Annotated in this window: 17 protein-coding genes; 8 read left to right on the forward strand and 9 right to left on the reverse strand. The window is 69.4% G+C overall.

Going from position 1 to position 15629, the window contains the following annotated elements; all coding sequences use genetic code 11:
• Window positions 1–104 precede the first annotated feature (104 nt).
• From DU484_RS03725 to DU484_RS03740, 4 genes are all read right to left on the reverse strand, one after another.
• Complete coding sequence (locus DU484_RS03725) at window positions 105–329, reverse strand: hypothetical protein (protein WP_114584853.1); 225 nt, start codon at window positions 327–329, stop codon at window positions 105–107.
• Between the two features lie 74 nt (window positions 330–403).
• The gene (locus DU484_RS03730; RefSeq protein WP_114605149.1) at window positions 404–2917 is read right to left on the reverse strand and encodes a heavy metal translocating P-type ATPase; all 2514 of its coding nucleotides are present in this window, start codon (window positions 2915–2917) and stop codon (window positions 404–406) included.
• Window positions 2914–3705 (reverse strand): sulfite exporter TauE/SafE family protein, encoded by a 792-nt coding sequence (locus DU484_RS03735; RefSeq protein WP_114584855.1) that lies wholly within the window; start codon window positions 3703–3705, stop codon window positions 2914–2916. The genes DU484_RS03730 and DU484_RS03735 overlap by 4 nt, the downstream gene beginning before the upstream one ends.
• Before the next feature lie 3 nt (window positions 3706–3708).
• A complete protein-coding gene (locus tag DU484_RS03740; RefSeq protein ID WP_114584856.1) occupies window positions 3709–3888 on the reverse strand; it encodes a cytochrome-ba3 oxidase subunit in 180 nt (59 codons plus the stop codon).
• A gap of 173 nt (window positions 3889–4061) precedes the next feature.
• On the opposite strand from DU484_RS03740, the gene DU484_RS03745 reads away from it, so the two are divergent.
• Genes DU484_RS03745 through DU484_RS03760 form a run of 4 tightly spaced genes read left to right on the forward strand, consistent with a single transcriptional unit; the run spans window position 4062 to window position 7805 of the window.
• The gene (locus tag DU484_RS03745; protein WP_114587151.1) at window positions 4062–4982 is read left to right on the forward strand and encodes a halocyanin domain-containing protein; all 921 of its coding nucleotides are present in this window, start codon (window positions 4062–4064) and stop codon (window positions 4980–4982) included.
• Between the two features lie 12 nt (window positions 4983–4994).
• A complete protein-coding gene (locus tag DU484_RS03750) occupies window positions 4995–5498 on the forward strand; it encodes a cytochrome c oxidase subunit II (RefSeq protein WP_114584857.1) in 504 nt (167 codons plus the stop codon).
• Between the two features lies 1 nt (window position 5499).
• A complete protein-coding gene (locus tag DU484_RS03755) occupies window positions 5500–7179 on the forward strand; it encodes a b(o/a)3-type cytochrome-c oxidase subunit 1 (RefSeq protein ID WP_114584858.1) in 1680 nt (559 codons plus the stop codon).
• Window positions 7180–7196: 17 nt separating this feature from the next.
• Complete coding sequence (locus DU484_RS03760) at window positions 7197–7805, forward strand: hypothetical protein (RefSeq protein ID WP_114584859.1); 609 nt, start codon at window positions 7197–7199, stop codon at window positions 7803–7805.
• Here the strand turns inward: DU484_RS03760 and DU484_RS03765 are convergent.
• The 3 genes from DU484_RS03765 to DU484_RS03775 form a co-directional block, all read right to left on the reverse strand.
• Complete coding sequence (locus DU484_RS03765) at window positions 7802–8443, reverse strand: hypothetical protein (protein WP_114584860.1); 642 nt, start codon at window positions 8441–8443, stop codon at window positions 7802–7804. The two genes, DU484_RS03760 and DU484_RS03765, sit on opposite strands and share 4 nt — an antisense overlap.
• Before the next feature lie 111 nt (window positions 8444–8554).
• The gene (locus DU484_RS03770; protein ID WP_114584861.1) at window positions 8555–9421 is read right to left on the reverse strand and encodes a hypothetical protein; all 867 of its coding nucleotides are present in this window, start codon (window positions 9419–9421) and stop codon (window positions 8555–8557) included.
• 94 nt (window positions 9422–9515) lie between these two features.
• Window positions 9516–9746, reverse strand: coding sequence for a hypothetical protein (locus DU484_RS03775; RefSeq protein ID WP_157969494.1), 231 nt, complete (start codon window positions 9744–9746; stop codon window positions 9516–9518).
• A 164-nt stretch (window positions 9747–9910) separates the two neighbouring features.
• Between DU484_RS03775 and DU484_RS03780 the strand changes: the two genes are divergently transcribed.
• The 3 genes from DU484_RS03780 (at window position 9911) to hemG (ending at window position 13772) form a co-directional block, all read left to right on the forward strand.
• Window positions 9911–11344 carry a PQQ-dependent sugar dehydrogenase gene (locus DU484_RS03780; protein WP_187347759.1) on the forward strand — a complete coding sequence of 478 codons (1434 nt, stop codon included), beginning with the start codon at window positions 9911–9913 and terminating at the stop codon, window positions 11342–11344.
• A 77-nt stretch (window positions 11345–11421) separates the two neighbouring features.
• Window positions 11422–12474: a ferrochelatase gene (gene hemH, locus DU484_RS03785; protein ID WP_114605151.1), complete on the forward strand. Its 1053-nt coding sequence runs from the start codon at window positions 11422–11424 to the stop codon at window positions 12472–12474.
• Window positions 12471–13772, forward strand: a complete 1302-nt coding sequence (gene hemG, locus DU484_RS03790; protein WP_114605152.1) for a protoporphyrinogen oxidase — start codon at window positions 12471–12473, stop codon at window positions 13770–13772. The genes hemH and hemG overlap by 4 nt, the downstream gene beginning before the upstream one ends.
• On the opposite strand, the gene hemE is transcribed toward hemG, so the two are convergent.
• Entirely contained in the window at window positions 13762–14769 is a 1008-nt protein-coding gene (gene hemE, locus DU484_RS03795) for a uroporphyrinogen decarboxylase (protein WP_114605153.1), read from the reverse strand. The genes hemG and hemE overlap by 11 nt on opposite strands.
• Window positions 14770–14857: 88 nt before the next feature.
• Here hemE and DU484_RS03800 point away from each other — a divergent pair, with 88 nt between their 5' ends.
• Window positions 14858–15208 (forward strand): hypothetical protein, encoded by a 351-nt coding sequence (locus DU484_RS03800; RefSeq protein WP_114584867.1) that lies wholly within the window; start codon window positions 14858–14860, stop codon window positions 15206–15208.
• Here the strand turns inward: DU484_RS03800 and DU484_RS03805 are convergent.
• Window positions 15205–15543, reverse strand: coding sequence for a winged helix-turn-helix transcriptional regulator (locus tag DU484_RS03805; protein ID WP_114584868.1), 339 nt, complete (start codon window positions 15541–15543; stop codon window positions 15205–15207). The two genes, DU484_RS03800 and DU484_RS03805, sit on opposite strands and share 4 nt — an antisense overlap.
• Window positions 15544–15629: the final 86 nt, after the last annotated feature.

Genomic DNA, 15629 nt, shown 5'->3' on the forward strand with positions numbered 1-15629 from the left:
ATCGACTCATACGGTTTACTGTAACTGTTCACCGGTGGTTCGTCGAGACGGTCTGGCGAACCACCGGTAATGACTTACAGTAAACCGTATCACAGCCGGCAGTATCACCCCTCGTGGTTCGGCCGCGTGCGGTAGTCGTGCCCGACGACGAACGCCGCGGCGTTACCGAGGAGCAGGAGGCCGATCCAGGTGAGGGGAACGCCGAGGGCGAGGAGGACGACGGCGACGAACGGGAGGGCAACGGCGGTCCAGAAAGCGGCCGCACGGACGGCGGACCCGGTGCGGGCGGCGGCGGACCGGGCGTGGTGGGTGGAGACGGAGGGGACCATATCAACGTCGTCGGTCCCCTCCTCAAAAGGCGGTTCGATGGCGCAAGCGCGCGTTTGAGTCACGCCGGGGCGGATTAGTCCGCCGGCGACGGAACGGGGTCGGCACCGGTGTCGACACCCCCGGTTCGCCGCTCTGCCTCGCTATCGGTCCCCAGCCCCCGCGCCGAGTTCCCGACCACCAGCAGGCTACTCGCCGCCATCGCGACGGCGGCGACGAGGGGGTTGAGGACGCCCAGCGCGGCCGCCGGCACCGCGAGGGCGTTGTACAGGAACGCCCACGCGAGGTTCCCCCGGAGGCGCCGTTTCGTCGCCGCGGTCAGATCGAACACCGCGGGCACGGTCGTCAGGTCGTCGGTCGTGATCACGGCGTCGGCGGCGTCGGCGGCGAGGCGGGTGCCGCTCTCCAGCGAGATACCCAGATCGGCGGTCGCGAGCGCCGGCGCGTCGTTGCTCCCGTCGCCCACCATCACCGTCGTCCCCTCCGTCCGGAGGCGGTCGATCACCTCGGCCTTCGCCTCGGGGGGGACGCCCGCGAACACGTCGTCCACGTCGGGATGCTCGCGGAAGCGGGCGGCCGCCGACTCCCCATCGCCGGTGATGACCACTACGCGCCCCACGTCCTCCGCGACGGCCGAGACGACCGACTCCCACTCCGGCCGGGGTTCGTCGCCCGCGACGAGGACGCCCCGGACGCGGCCGCTCCACCCGACGTAGGCGGCGACGCGGCCGGCGTCGACGGCGCGGTCGTAGCGCTCGCGGTAGCGGTCCGGGATCGCACAGCCGTCGAACAGGTCGGCGCGGCCGACGGTCACTCGGTCGCCATCGCCGGCATCGCCGGCTTCCCGTGGTGTCTCCGACACCACGCCACTGACGCCCCGGCCGGGGTGGCGTTCGAAGTCGTCGACGGTGATGCCGGCTCCACCGGCATCCCGAGGCGTCGGAGACGCCTCGCCCGCGTCGACCGCCTCGGTCACCGCCCGCCCCATCGGGTGATCGGCGAACCGTTCGACGGCGGCGGCGCGGGCGATGGCGTCGTGTCCGCCGGTCTCGTCGGTGCCCTCGCCCACGGCGTCGACGAGGCGCATCTCGCCCGTGGTGAGCGTCCCCGTCTTGTCGAAGGCGACGATGTCGGCCGCCGTCGCGCGCTCGAACACGTCGCCGTCGGTGACGACGACGCCCGAATCGAGCGCCTCGCGGACGCCCGCGGCGACGGCGAGCGGCGTCGCCAGCCCCAGCGCGCACGGACAGGAGACGACGAGGACGGTCAGCCCGGTCAGGAAGGCGGCCGTCGGTGCCGCGCCGAGTGCGAGGTGGGTCACGAACGCCGCGAGCGCCAGCAGGACGACGACGGGGACGAACACCGCCGCGATGCGGTCGGCGAGGCGCTGGACGCCCGAGCGCGAACTCCGGACGTTCCAGAGGTGGGTGACGAGGCGGTCGAGCGTGCTCGTCGCCGCCTCGTCGGCTTCGATCACCACCCCGCCCTCCGTGACGAGGCCGCCGCCGATCACCTCGTCGCCGACGTCCCGGCGGACGGGCACGGACTCGCCGGTGACGAGCGACTCGTCGACGGCGGCGGTCCCCTCGATCACCGTGCCGTCGACGGGCAGTCGCTCTCCCGCGCCGACGACGAGTTCGTCGCCCGCCGTCACGTCCTCGACGGCCACCGTCTCCTCGCCCCCGCTCGTCCGCCGGCGGGCCTCCGCCACCCGGCTCTCGGTGAGTTCGGTCAGTCGTCCAGCCGCGCGCTCCTTCAGGCGCGTCTCGTAGTAGCCCCCGAGGGTCACGACGAGGACGACCACCGTCGTGATGTCGAAGTACACCTCCGTGCCGCCGAGCAGTAGCGTCGCCGTCGAGTAGACGTAGGCGGTGCCGGCCGCCAGCGCGACCAGCAGGTCCATGTTCGGCTGGCCCGCTCGGAGGCTGACGTACGCCCCGCGGAGGATGGGGTAGCCGGTGTAGCCGAAGACGACGCTCGTCATCAGCCAGGCGTTCCAGAGGAGATACTGCCCCGCGAGCCCGTCCACGTCCAGCAGGCTCACGTCGAGGCCGAGGTAGGTGGGGTAGAGAAAGAGGACGTACCACGCCATCGTCATCATGGCGAAGAAGCCGCCGATGACGAGGCGGCCGACCGTCTCGGTGGTGTCGTCCTCGCCCTCGGCGTCGACCGGGCGGGCGCGGTAGCCCGCGCCGTCCAGAATCGCCGGCAGGTCGTCCTCGTCGAGGCGGCCCGGATCGTAGACGAGGCGGACCAGGTTGGACGGGTACGACGCCTCGGCGCCGACGACGCCCGCGGCGTCCGTCGCGCGCGTCTCCAGAAACGCCTCGCAGGTCGCACAGTGCATCCCGTCGACGGCGACGAAGGCGGTTTCGGTCCCGTCCGGGTCGGGTGCATCGGCGGCGGCATCGTCCCCGTCCAGCGCCGCCCGCACGCCCGCCGGCCCGTCCACGTCGGCGGCGTCGGCGTCCATCCCGTCGAGTGCCCGCGCCACTTCCAGACAGCCCCGACAGCAGAAGCTCCCATCCACGTCCGCGTCGCTCACGGGCGGGTCGGGTGTCGGCAGGTCACAGAGCGTACAGGGCATCAGCCGAGGGGTTGGTAGACGGGAATCGGCGGGTGGGGAAGGTGGATCCCGAGGAGCATCAGCCCGTGCGCCAGCGGCAAGTAACCGAGGGCGACGAAGGCGACGCCGAGAATCCGGTGGAGCCCCACGCGCGTTCCCGCACCGAGCGACTGGAAGACGGTACCGTAGGCCAGAAGCGTCGGCACGGTGCCGAGGCCGAGGACGGCGAGCGACAGCGCCCCGCGGGCCGGCGAGCCGACGGCGAAGGCGTAGAGGAAGGCGGGGTAGAGCAGGGGACAGGGCAGGACCCCGTGGAGCGCGCCGAGCGCGACGATCCGCGGGCCACCGACCCAGCGGTCGACGCGGCTCGTGACAGTGCCGTAGACCCGGGCGAACGCGTCACCGACGACCGGTATCGAGGCGCCGTGACCGACCGATCCCCTGGCGACGTAGCCGACGCCAGTGAACACGATGAACCCGCCGACCAGAATGCCGGTGACGGCGCGCACGTCGGTCGCGACGGCGGCGACGGCGGCGGCGTCGAAGAGGACGGCCCCGAGTGCTCCCATCACCCCGCCGATGAGGGCGTAACTGGCCGTCCGACCGGCGTTGAACAGGAGGTGCTGGCGGACGTCGACGGGGCGGACGCGCTTCGCGTCGCTCCCCATCCGGTCGGCGTACAGCGTCACCAGCGGCCCACACATACCCAGACAGTGCGCGCCGCCGAGGACGCCGATGGCGAGGAAGACGAGCAGTCCAACGTCCCCCTGCACGGCGGGCAACACGCTCGACGCGCCGGCGAGTGGCAGCATGGCCTACGCGGACGTGGCCCTGACCGTCGCCTCGCTCGGCAGGAACATGACGTAGACGCTCGCCGCGATGAGGACGACGTTGACCAGCGCGACGGCGACGAGGGTACTGATCGAGAACGCGTACGCTGCGACCGGAAGCAGTGCGAGCAACGCGACGATCGGTACCTGCTGGACTGAAACCATATCGATACTCTCGGGGAGTCGTCCTAATAACTGGCGCCGCCATTCCAGCAAACCGAAAATCGCCGGCCCGTATTATACGGACGAGGTTGTGAGGTGGCACGTATGGTGGTAGACGACGGTAGTGAACGGTTCGTCGGGACGTGGTACGGACGCCACGTCGGGAGGCGACGACGATGAAACGGAACCCCGACGGTGGGCCGCGAACGCTCACCCGCCGGGCGGCGCTCCGGACGGCCGCGGGGACCGTCGCCGCCGGTATCGCCGGGGCGAGTGTGGCCGGCACCGCCGCCGCACAGGGCGGCGTCGACTACGGCGGCTGGTTCGGGAGCGGCACCGGCGGCGAGACGGGGAACTTCGACGGCACCGTCGACCGGACCGGTCAGGACTCGGTGACGGTCGAAGTCGGCTCCGAGGGCAACGGTGGGCCGTACGCCTTCGGGCCGGCCGCCGTGCGCGTCGACCCCGGGACGACGATCACCTTCGAGTGGGTGTCCGACACCCACAACATCCTGATCGAGGAACAGCCGTCCGGCGCGGGGTGGGGCGGTGTCGAAGCCATCGAGAACACCGGTTTCAGCCACGAACACACCTTCGAGACCGAAGGGATTTACAAGTACTACTGCCAGCCACACCTCGCGCTCGGGATGAAAGGCGCCGTCGTCGTCGGCGGCAGCGGCGGTGGCGGTGGCGGCGGTGATAGCGGCGGTGGCGGCGACGGGGCTGCCGGCGGCGACGGTGGCGGTGAGGGTGCCGGCGCCGGCAGTTCGCCCGCGCTCACCCTCGCCTTCCAGCTGGTCGGCGGCGCCGTCGCGGTGGCGCTCGCCGTCGTCCTCGGGGTCACCGCGTGGGTGTTCCTCAACTACGACGACTTCACGACCGGCGGCGGGACGGCGGAGGCCGTCCGCTCCGTGGCCGACCGGACCTCCTCGCAGTCGGTCTTCGAGTCGGGGGTCGTCCGCGAACTCGGCCACGACGACTTCGATCCGTACGGCACCGCGACGCTCATCGTCATCTACGTCGGTCTCATCAGCCTGCTGTGGGTGTTCATGTACTTCGTCGAGTTCCTCGGCGGCGGACCGACGGTGATCGGATAGGAGGTATCACGCATGGAAATTCACCGATACGAGAAGCTTTGGACGGCCGCTGCACTGCTGTTGATCGTCGGACTCATCGCGACGGTGACCTACGGTGCGCTCGGCCCGGGCGTGAAGATGGTCGACGACTCCGGCGGCACTATCGACGCCGGATCGCTCGGCGACACCGAGTTCGGCGACCCCGGCGTGACGCAGGTGGGCGAGGATCAGTACGAGGTGCACGTGGTCGCCCGACAGTTCCTCTTCCAGCCCGGCACCGCCGAGCCAATCCGCGTGCCGGCCAACTCCGAGGTGACGTTCTACGTCACCAGCCCTGACGTGGTTCACGGGTTCGAGCTCGCGGGCACCAACGTCAACACCATGGTAATCCCCGGACAGGTCACGGAGGTGACCGTCCGGTTCGACGAGCCGGCACAGTACGGTATCGTCTGTCACGAGTACTGCGGCGCCGGCCATCACACCATGGCTGGACAGCTCGTGGTCGTCCCCGAGGACGAGTACGAAGGAGGTAGCTAAGATGGCATACGTCGACGACTTTCCGACCGACGCACGCATCGTTCGCTGGAACATGGGGGTCGCCTTCCTCGCGCTCGGCATCGGCGGCCTCTTCGGGATGATCCAGGCGCTCCACCGCACCGGCGTCTTCCGTGGCTTCGTGAGTTCGGCCGACTACTACACGGTACTTACGGGCCACGGCGTCCTGCTCGCGCTGGTGTTCACCATCTTCGCGCTGTGTGGACTCTTCACCTGGGGCGTCACTCGGAGCCTCGACCGGCCGCTCCCGAACCCACGCTTCACGCTGACGTGGTTCGCCCTGATGCTCGTGGGCGCCCTCGCGGCCGCCGTCACGATTCTCGGCGGGCTGGTCCCCTCCATCCCGTTCAACGCCGACGTGCTCTACACGTTCTACGCGCCCATGCAGGCGCACCCGGCCTTCTACGCCGGCCTCGCGCTGTTCATCGTCGGGACGTGGCTCGCCGGTCTCGACTGGTTCCGCGCGTACTGGCAGTGGCGCGGCGACAACCCCGGCGAACGCATCCCGCTCCAGACGTTCATGGTACTGGTGACGATGCTGATGTGGTACATCTCGTCGGCCGGCGTCGCGGTGGAGGTGCTCTTTTTCCTCCTGCCGTGGTCGCTCGGCCTGATCGAGAGCGTCGACCCGCTGCTCACCCGAACGCTGTTCTGGTACTTCGGTCACCCGGTCGTCTACTTCTGGCTCATGCCGGCCTACTTCATCTGGTACACCGTCCTGCCGAAGTTCTCCGGCGGCCGGCTGTTCAGCGACCCACTCGCCCGCGTCGTGTTCGTCCTCTTCCTCCTGCTCTCGACGCCGGTCGGCTTCCACCACCAGTACGTCGACCCTGGCATCCCCGAGGGCTTCAAGTTCATCGCGATGACGAACACGATGTTCCTCCTCCTGCCCAGTCTGCTCACCGCCTTCACCGTCGTCGCCAGTATGGAACACGGCGCCAGACAGCGGGGCGGTGAGGGACGACTCGGCTGGCTTCGGAAACTCCCGTGGGACGAACCGGCCTTCGCCGGCTGTGCACTCGCCGGCCTCATGTTCGCCGCCGGCGGCTTCTCCGGCATGATCAACGCGGGCATGAACATCAACTACCTCATCCACAACACGCTGTGGGTGCCGGGTCACTTCCACCTCACCGTCGGCACCGCGTCGACGCTTACCTTCATGGCCGCCGGCTACTGGCTGTTTCCGCAGATCACCGGCAACCGCCTGCGCTTCCGGTCGCTCGCGACGGTCCAGCCTTACGTCTGGTTCATCGGCATGACGCTGATGTCGAACGCGATGCACCGCGCCGGCCTCGCGGGCATCCCGCGCCGAACCGCCGAACCACAGTACGACGCCGTGACGTTCCAGGGCGTCGTCGGTGGCGTGAGCGAGATGCGCCTCCAGATCGCCATCGGCGGTACGATCCTCTTCCTGGGGCTCGTGCTCTTCCTGATCGTCATCTTCGGGACGTGGTTCGGCGGCAGCGGGAACGACTCCCTGCGGGTCAACGGCCGGATTCCGGCGCCGCTCTCCGGCCCCGAACACAGCCCGAAGATCCTCGACAACCTGAAGCTCTGGACGGCGGTCGCCATCGTGCTGATCGTCCTCGCCTACGGTCTGCCGCTGTCGGCGATGGTCGCCGACGGCCTGTTCGCTCCGGGTAGCCCGCCGATCCCCGTCTAACCGCTCTCCTCCTATTCGTGACTGACGCACCCAACGACCCCACGAACACGGCCGATACGCCCGCCGACAGCGACGGCGACACCCCCGGCGGCATCTCGAAACGGACGCTGATTCGCCTCCTGGTCGGGTTCGGCATCGGCATCCCCATCCTCATCGAGGCGATCACCTTCCTCGGCTTGCTCGATCAGCAGTTCGGCGGCGGAGGTGGCGACGACGCCGGTTCCGGGTCGACCGCCACCGAAACTCCCACCTCGGCCGTCGGCGTCGGCGACGACCTCCTCCCGGAGACGGAGCGCTCCGAGACGCTCGCTTCGGCCGTCCTCCGCGAGACCGGCGGCGACCGCTGGCCCCTCTCGCTCACCGTCGAGGTGCACAACGCCGGCGACACCGACTACGAGTTCCAACTCCTCTCGGTCCACCTCGACGACGGGCGGACCGTGAGCGGGCGGACGAGCACCGACCGCCTCGCCCCCGGCGAGACCCGAACCATCACCGGCGAGTGGTCGATTCCCGCCGGGTCGACGCCACGCGCCGTCGACGTCGTCGCTCTCGTCTACGCCGACGGCTCGGTCGAGACGGTCGAGCGCCGCGTCGACCTGGCGAAGATCCCCGTCCGCGGCGGCTAATCTCCCGCCGCGTCGCCGAACGCCGTGGGCTTCCAGCGGAGGGTGCCACAAACCGCGTCCCACTCGTCGCGCTCCCGGAGCCGATAGCGGGCGAACGGTGCGTTTCTGATCAGTTCGAGTTCGGCGAGCCTGAGCCGGACGGCCCAGCGAAGCGCCGTCCACTCGCGTCGCTCGCGACCGTCCTCGACGGCCCCGTCCGTCGGCTCGAAGTGGATGTAGGCGTCGCCGTCCTCGAAACCCGTCACTGTACCGTGCTGGAAGCGGAGCCACCGCTCGTACGTCTCGAACGGCACCGTCTCGGTCGGCTCGGCCTCCCGCGAGAACAGCGATTTGAACCGCATATCCGGCTCGTCGCCACCCCACCGGTAGCCCCGGGCGGTCAGTTTGATCGTCCCCGCGCGGTCGACGGCGCAGTTGAACTGGATGCGGGCGTAGCCGTCGCCGCCGGTCCGTTCGTTCGGATCGGTCGCCATTGGCGTCAGGTACGCGCCGTCCGTGTACTGGACGGGATACCGGGTCGAGAGCGCCCGCTCGAAGACCGGCACGGCGGGCGACGTGGCTGGGGGGTCGTCGTCGTCGTTGTCGGTGGCCCCCCACGCACCCGCAGCCGTCTCCTTCGGATCGACCCAGACTCTCATCTCTGGGGATACGTAGGGTGACGGAAAAACCGTTCCGGAGGTGTGGGGTGCCCGGAGAAGCCGTGGACGGCTCGGTGCCGTCGTGGACTCGCCGGACCGCGTGGCGAGTTCTCAGTACCGCGACGGCATGTACGCCATGCCGAGCAGCATGATGGCTGCCGAGAAGCTGACGATGGAGACGCCCCAGAGGCCGTTGACGTGATCGTGGTACGTGTCGATTTCGTTCGTCTGTTGCTGATAGACCCCGTAGTCGCTCTCGAGGACGAGCGTGCTGTTGTCGGGGAAGTACGCGAAGTACTGCTGGCCGTTCACCGTGACGTTCGCTTCGTTACCCACGCTGACGGTGTTGGTCTGCGGGGCGGTCCACGCGAGCGTCGCGCCCTCGCCCGTCACGTCGGCGACGGTGGTCGTGTTGCCCTGGAACTGGAGGCTGTCGCCCTCGGCGTAGTTCGTCGAGGCCGGCGTCGGGAAGTACTCGCTCGCGGGCGTCAGCGTCCGGCCGTCACCGTCCTGCCGGACGACGTACTCCGTGCCGTTCACCGTGACCGTCTCGTCCTCGACGGCCGCATCCTCCTGCAGGATGGCCGTGCGGTTTATCTCCTCGATCAGCCGGAACGACGCCGGGTCGTCGGCGTCCTCGACGAGGACGCGGTAGGTCTCGTTTTGATACGTGACCGTGGCGTTGTGTTCCCACGTCTGCGTGTAGCGAGCCGTGTCGTTGGTCCAACTGAGTTCGCCCGAGCGGGTGACGCTCGCGCCGCCACCGCCGTGGCCGCCGCCGCCGCCGGAGGTTTCGGCCGAAATCGTCGAGACGGTGTACTGTCGGTCGTCGACCGAGAACTGATCGCCTTGGGAGAGCCTGTGATCGGGGTTGTCGAACTCGACCGTCGGCGCGGTGGCCGTGGCGATGACCGAGTACGACGCCGCGCCGAGCACGATGAAGAACGCGACGTAGATGGCCGCAGCGCGTCGTTGCATACGTCGGATCTAGTCCACCCGGCGTATAACGATTACTAACTCGCGTTCGACCCGACTCGGGGGCGTCGCCGATCGCTCGCCCGCGTAGCGACCCTCACTCGTCGAGCGCCTTGACGAGTTGGAGAGCCTGTCGGAGGTGAAACTGCGTCTGTGACGACTCCGCGGCGTCGAGCGCCGCCGTCAACTGGCGCTCGATGGCCTCGCTCGTCGAGGCAATCGTCGGACTCGCGTCGGTGTCGACCCCTCGGTTCCCCCCTCGATCGGATCGCGGTCCGGAGCGCATAGCTTCCCGTTCGCCGTCATCACCCATAGGTATCGGGACCATACTGCCCCTCCAGCCTCGTTTGAACCCGCCGTGACTGCGCTCCCGAAACTGTCAAAATACCGGTCTTTGGGGGACTAAAACCCCGAGAAAGGAGTGCTTACCGCGGTCGTTCGCCCGTGCGTTCGACCCAAACGCTCTACCCGTCGCTTCCCGTACACCAGATCGTGACACGCACGGGCGAACGACACGCGACGCGCCGGCCGCGGACGAGCGGCACCGACGGACGCCGGGGGTTCCTCCGGTGGGCGGGTGGCGCCCTCCTCGCGGGCCTCGCGGGCTGTGGGGGGGCGGACGGCGACGGCGAGGTGCCTGCCCCGACGGGGACGGATACGGGGACGCCGACGGCCACCCCCGACAGACCTGGGATCGGCACCGTCGCCGTCGCCGACGGTTTCACCGCCCCGACCGACGTGGCGTTCCCGCCGAGGGTCGACCGCGGATTCGTCGCCGACCAGCCCGGCTCCGTCTACGCGACCGACCGTCCGGACGAACCGTTTCTCGACCTCACCGACCGCGTCGTCGACCTTCGATCCGGCCCCGACGAACGGGGGCTGCTCGGCCTCGCCCCCCACCCCGACTTCGCGTCAAACGGCCGGCTGTTCGTCCGCTACAGCGCGCCCACCCGCTCGTCGACGCCGTCGGGGTACTCGCATACGTTCGTCCTCAGCGAGTTCACCGTCGACCCGACCGCCGAGCGCGCGTCGGCGGACGAACGGATCGTCCTCGAAATCCCGCAGCCCCAGCCCAACCACAACGCCGGCTCGCTCGCGTTCGGCCCCGACGGCCACCTGTTCGTCGGCGTCGGCGACGGCGGCGGCGCCGGCGACGTGGGGCGCGGGCACGCCGAGGACTGGTACGAACGCATCCGCGGCGGCAACGGGCAGGACCTCACCGAGAACCTGCTGGGGAGCATCCTTCGGCTCGACGTCTCACCGGCCGAGGGCTACGCCGTCCCCGACGACAACCCCCTCGTGGGGGCGGACGGACTGGACGAGCAGTGGGCGTGGGGGTTTCGCAACCCGTGGCGCTTCTCGGTCGACAGCGAGGAACGACGTTCCTCGGGCAGTCGGTCGGCTGCCGACGACGGCGTCGCCCTCCTCGTCGCCGACGTGGGACAGGCGCGCTACGAGGAGGTGAGCCGCGTCGAGGCGGGCGAGAACTACGGGTGGAACGTCCACGAGGGGACGAGCTGTTTCGACCCCGCGGCGCCGAGCGAGGAGCCGGCGGGCTGTCCGAGCCACACGCTCGCGGGCCAGCAGCTCCGCGACCCGGTGATCGAGTATCCGCATCCCGGGGTCGAAGACGACCCGACGGCGACGGGCATCGCCGTCGTCGGCGGCTACCGCTACGACGGACCCCTCGCGGAGTTCGACGGGCGGTACGTCTTCGCGGACTGGCGGGCTGACGGTCGGCTGTTCGTGGCCGAGCCGACCGACGAGGGGCTGTGGCCGATGTCGACCGTGCCGATCCGCGGCGAGTCGGCCGTCCCCTTCGTCCGCGCGTTCGGGCGCGACCCGGAGGGCCGCCTCTACGTTCTGACGACCCGGCGCGGGGGCGTAGAGGGGTCGACCGGCGCGCTCCACCGACTCGTCGAGTAATGTAAATCCTTGAGCCGATGCCCGGCGTCCCGCACCGACCGACAGGTTTTGTACCGACCTGTCCCTAGGCCAGTCGTATGACCACCGGCATCGTGTTACTCAACTTCGGCGAGCCGTCGGAACCGGACCGTGACGTCGTCGTCGACTACCTGGAACGCATCTTCTTCGCCAACATGGACATCGAGGGGAAGGAGACGACGGAGAAGGAGGCACGGGCACGCGCGAGCAAACTGGCCCAGCGTCGCGCCCCCGGCCTGATGGAGGAGTACGAGGACATCGGCGGGTCGCCGCTCTACGACCACGCCACCACGCAGGCGTCGATGCTCGCGGCCGAACTCGACCGCCGCGGCTACGACGTGAACACCTACTACGGGATGCAGTACACCGAGCCGTTCATCACCGACGCCGTGGAGCAGGCCCGCGCGGACGGCGTCGACCACCTGGTCGGCCTCCCCATCTACCCGCTCTGTGGCCCGTCGACCAACGTCCAGTCGCTGGACGAACTCGACGCGGCGCTCGACGAGGTGGGGTGGGACGTGCCCGTCGACGGCCTGACCGGCTGGCACAAACACCCCGGCTACACCCGGTGTCGCATCGACAACATCCGCGCGTTCCTCGACGAGAACGACCTCTCGCTCGGGGACGGGACGCAACTCGTCTTCTCCGCCCACGGGACGCCCCAGTACTACCTCGACGAGGGGAGCCGGTACGAGGAGTACGTCGAGGAGTTCTGTGGCGTCGTCGCGACGGCACTCGACGCGCCGGACTACGCGCTCGGCTACCAGAACCACGAGAACCGGGACGTGGAGTGGACCGAACCCGACGTGGAGGAGGTCATCGAGAACGTCGAGGCCGACCGGGTCGTCGTCGAACCGGTCAGCTTCATGCACGAACAGAGCGAGACGCTCTCGGAACTCGACGTGGAGCTCCGGGAGGAGGCCGAGGCGGAGGGGCTGGACTTCTACCGTGTCCCCATCCCGTACGACGACGAGCGGTTCGTCGGCGCGCTCGCGGACCTCGTGGAGCCGTTCGTCGCGGGCTACGACCCCTCCTACGCCGGCCTCCAGCAGTGCAAATGTCGGGACGTGCCGGGGACGATGTGTCTGAACGCCGCCCACCACGACGAATGACGGTCGGCATCGTCGGCGCCGGCATCACCGGCCTCGCGCTCGCCCACTACCTCGGGGAGCGCGGCGTCGACTCGGTGGCCTTCGAGGCGGCGTCCGATCCCGGCGGCGTCATCGAATCGGCGCGCGTCGACGGGCGCGTCCTCGAACACGGTCCCCAGCGCACGCGGCTGACTCCCGAAATCGAGGCGCTGGTCGACGACTGCGGGCTCCGGAGCGACCTCCGGACCGCCGACACCGACCTCCCGCTGTACGTCTACGTCGACGGCCGGCTCCGTCGGGTCCCGTTCTCACCCCGCGAGTTCCTGTCGACCGACCTGCTCTCCGTCCGGGGGAAGGTGCGGATGCTCGTGGAGCCGCTGACCGAGGGTGCCCGCGACGACGAGACGGCCGCCGACTACTTTGTTCGGAAGTTCGGTCCCGAGGCGTATCAGAACCTCGTCGAACCGCTGTTCGGCGGCATCTACGGCTCGGACCCCGCGGAGATGCCGGGGAAGTACGCCCTGCGGACGGTGAAGAAGATGGAACGCTCGGGCAGCCTGCTCCGGGCGGCGGTCAACCGCCGACTGGAAGGGAAGGAGCGCCAGCCTCCCGTCTCCTTCGACGACGGCATGGCCCAACTCCCGCGCGCGCTCTACGAGCACAACGCCGACCGGGTGGCACTGGAGACGGCGGTGGACCGGATCGTCCCCGAGGGGACGGGGTACCGACTGGAGACCGGGGACGGGAGCCACCGCGTCGACCACGTCGTCGTCACCGCGCGCGCCGACGTGGCGGCCGGCTTGCTGGCCGACGTCGACAGAGGGAGCGCCCGCGCGCTCCGTCGGCTCTACTACAACCCGCTCGCGTACGTCCACCTCTACTCCGCGGCCGACCCCGACGGCTACGGCTACCAGGTGCGCCACGACGAACCGCTCCGGACGCTCGGCGTGACGTGGAACGCGAGCCTGTTCGACCGCGACGGCGTCTACACCTGCTTCCTCGGCGGCATGGAGAATCCGGGGCTGGTCGACCGGCCGGAGCGGGAACTCGGCCGCATCGCCCGCGAGGAGTTCGAGGCAGTGATGGGTGCCGAGGCCGACGTACTGAGCGTCACGCGCCACCCGCGGGGCATCCCCGCCTACGACGGGTCGTGGACGGCGATGGAGGACGTGGACCTCCCCGACGGGGTCACGCTCGCCTCGAACTACGCCGGGCGGATGGGCGTCCCGGCGCGGGTGCGGGAGGCGAAACGGCTGGCCGAGCGCTTCGCAGACGACGGCGTGGACGCCGACGCCGGCCGCGCCGAGGCTACCGGCTGATCGACTTCGCCGTCTCCACGAACGCCTTCACCGACTCGACCGGCGTGTCGCGGTTGACGCCGTGGCCGAGGTTGAGAATGTGGCCCCGGGGTCCGGCAGCGTCGACGACCTGTTTCGTCTCTTCCCGGACGAACTCGGGCGACCCGAAGAGATACTGCGGGTCGAGGTTGCCCTGCACGGGCTGGTCGCCGAGTTCGGCCCGCGCCGCGGCCATGTCGACGGTCCAGTCGAGGCTCACCACGTCCGCGCCCGTCGCCTGCAGGCTGTCGAGGCGGCCGCCCATGTTGCGCACGAAGACGATGGACGGCACCGAGAGGTCGGCGAGGATTTCGCGGTGGAGCGGGAGGACGAACTCGCGGTAGTCGGCGGGCGAGAGCACGCCGGCGTAGGTGTCGAACAGTTGCACCACGTCGGCGCCGTGGGCGGCCTGATACTCCAGATACTCGCGTACCACGTCGGCGAAGGCCGAGAGGAGGGTGCGGAACGCCTCGGGGTGACGGGCACGGAAGCGACGGACGGGGCCGTGGTTGCGGGAGGACCCACCGGCGACGGCGTAGGAGGCGAGGGTGAACGGGCCGCCGGCGAAGCCGATGATGGCCGTCTCCGAGCCGACGCGCTCGACGAGTCGGTCGAGGAGGGCGCCGACGAAATCGAGGTCGGTCGCCACGTCGCCGCGGGGTCGGTCGGCGTCCGCGGGGCCGTCGACGGGGTTCTCGACGACGGGACCGACGCCGCTCTCGATGTGGTAGTCGAAGCCGAGGGGTTCGAGCACCGTGAGGATGTCCGAGAACATGACGAGGCCGTCCGGTTCGTACAGGTCCCACGGGAGGAGGGTGATGCGCTCGGCCACTTCGGGCGTCTCGATGGCCTCGCGGAACGTGTAGTCGGCGCGAATCTCGCGGTACTCGGGGATGTGGCGCCCGGCCTGTCGCATCAGCCAGACCGGCGGCCGCTCGGTCCGTTCGCCACGGGCCGCGCGGACGAGGAGGTGGGTCATGGGGGGTGAACGGACCGCGGCCGGCTAAGTATGTCGCATCGCGTTCGCTCGGCCGGGAGTATATGTTACTCCGGACCGTACCGCGCGTATGAAAACCCGCCTCATAAATAGTGACAGTACCTCCCCGCTCGATCTGACGCTCCTCGGGATCATCGCCGTCATCGTCGGGTGGTACGGGCGGTCGATGTCGGTGCCGGCGACCACGAAGCCACATCTGATTCGCTTCTTCTCCGTCTCGCCGGATCGGACGTATCCGGGAGTGATGCCACAGGACAAGGCGCTGCTCCTGTTGAGCGATCCGTCGACCGCACGGACGACGGGGGAGGCCACGGCCAGCGCCGGCGGGTCGATGGGTGGCGTCTGGACCCTCGTCGCCCTCCTCGGCCTGCTGCTCGTTCTGGCCGGACCGATGCTCCTGTGGGTCAATCGCGGCGATTAGGCCGTCGATTCCTCGGCAATCCACTCTTTCGCCCAGTCGCCGATGGCGTCGAACACCGGACAGAGCGACTCCCCTTTCTCCGTCAGGGAGTAGTACGTCGCCACCGGGGCGTCCTCCTCGAGGCGTCGGTCGACGAAGCCCATCTCCCCCAGGTCGTCGACGACCCGAGAGAGCGTCCGCGAACTCGCCCCCGTCGAGCGCTTGAGCTCGTTGAACCGCTTTTCACCCTCTTGCAGGTCGTGCAGGACGGCCAGCCGCCACTGGGAGCCGATCTGTTCGAGCGAGTCGATGACGTAACAGGTCTCGTCGTCCTCGTTTTCCGTCCGTATCGCCATATCCTCCCCACGACGCCGGAACGGTTAGAGGTTCCGTTCCGAATCAGGTATCGAAATGTTACCGTGGTAGGGTCCGCCCCGGTGAC

The organism is Haloplanus rubicundus (assembly GCF_003342675.1).
GTDB lineage: Archaea > Halobacteriota > Halobacteria > Halobacteriales > Haloferacaceae > Haloplanus > Haloplanus rubicundus.

What these genes read in the sequence shown, in the direction of transcription:
- DU484_RS03725 (WP_114584853.1), bottom strand. Translation starts at nt 329, where the DNA reads ATGGTCCCCTCCGTCTCCACCCACCACGCCCGGTCCGCCGCCGCCCGC.
- DU484_RS03735 (WP_114584855.1), bottom strand. Translation starts at nt 3,705, where the DNA reads ATGCTGCCACTCGCCGGCGCGTCGAGCGTGTTGCCCGCCGTGCAGGGG.
- DU484_RS03740 (WP_114584856.1), bottom strand. Translation starts at nt 3,888, where the DNA reads ATGGTTTCAGTCCAGCAGGTACCGATCGTCGCGTTGCTCGCACTGCTT.
- DU484_RS03745 (WP_114587151.1), top strand. Translation starts at nt 4,062, where the DNA reads ATGAAACGGAACCCCGACGGTGGGCCGCGAACGCTCACCCGCCGGGCG.
- DU484_RS03750 (WP_114584857.1), top strand. Translation starts at nt 4,995, where the DNA reads ATGGAAATTCACCGATACGAGAAGCTTTGGACGGCCGCTGCACTGCTG.
- DU484_RS03755 (WP_114584858.1), top strand. Translation starts at nt 5,500, where the DNA reads ATGGCATACGTCGACGACTTTCCGACCGACGCACGCATCGTTCGCTGG.
- DU484_RS03765 (WP_114584860.1), bottom strand. Translation starts at nt 8,443, where the DNA reads ATGAGAGTCTGGGTCGATCCGAAGGAGACGGCTGCGGGTGCGTGGGGG.
- DU484_RS03770 (WP_114584861.1), bottom strand. Translation starts at nt 9,421, where the DNA reads ATGCAACGACGCGCTGCGGCCATCTACGTCGCGTTCTTCATCGTGCTC.
- DU484_RS03775 (WP_157969494.1), bottom strand. Translation starts at nt 9,746, where the DNA reads ATGGTCCCGATACCTATGGGTGATGACGGCGAACGGGAAGCTATGCGC.
- hemH (WP_114605151.1), top strand. Translation starts at nt 11,422, where the DNA reads ATGACCACCGGCATCGTGTTACTCAACTTCGGCGAGCCGTCGGAACCG.
- hemG (WP_114605152.1), top strand. Translation starts at nt 12,471, where the DNA reads ATGACGGTCGGCATCGTCGGCGCCGGCATCACCGGCCTCGCGCTCGCC.
- hemE (WP_114605153.1), bottom strand. Translation starts at nt 14,769, where the DNA reads ATGACCCACCTCCTCGTCCGCGCGGCCCGTGGCGAACGGACCGAGCGG.
- DU484_RS03800 (WP_114584867.1), top strand. Translation starts at nt 14,858, where the DNA reads ATGAAAACCCGCCTCATAAATAGTGACAGTACCTCCCCGCTCGATCTG.
- DU484_RS03805 (WP_114584868.1), bottom strand. Translation starts at nt 15,543, where the DNA reads ATGGCGATACGGACGGAAAACGAGGACGACGAGACCTGTTACGTCATC.